The organism is Bradyrhizobium sp. 23AC, assembly GCF_054863025.1.
The window spans coordinates 1-234 of sequence record NZ_JAVAYN010000317.1 but is presented as its reverse complement, the minus strand read 5'-3'; the positions used below and the strand labels follow the sequence as shown (position 1 = coordinate 234).

Here is a 234-nt window from a genome sequence, read left to right as displayed (position 1 = left end):
CATGATCATGCAGGTCAGGCGCGTCGCGCTCATGATGCTCTAGAGAAAGTTCTTGCGCGTGAGCGTGCCGCTCCACCAGGCCAGCAGCAACGCGCCCGTAACGCCCCATGCCGCGCATTCCGTGGCGGTCGCAAAGCCCAGCACCAGCGAGAAGAAGACCGCCATGATCAGGAGCATACAGGGCGCGAGCTTTGCCGACTCCCGCAGCTTCTGTCGGAATGGCATCGGCGGATC

Annotated in this window: 1 pseudogene; it reads right to left on the bottom strand. The window is 63.2% G+C overall.

The annotated features are described in order from the left end of the window. Window positions 1-39: 39 nt before the first annotated feature. Window positions 40-234: pseudogene (locus RAD10_RS42580) on the bottom strand (C4-dicarboxylate ABC transporter permease); the annotation flags it as partial.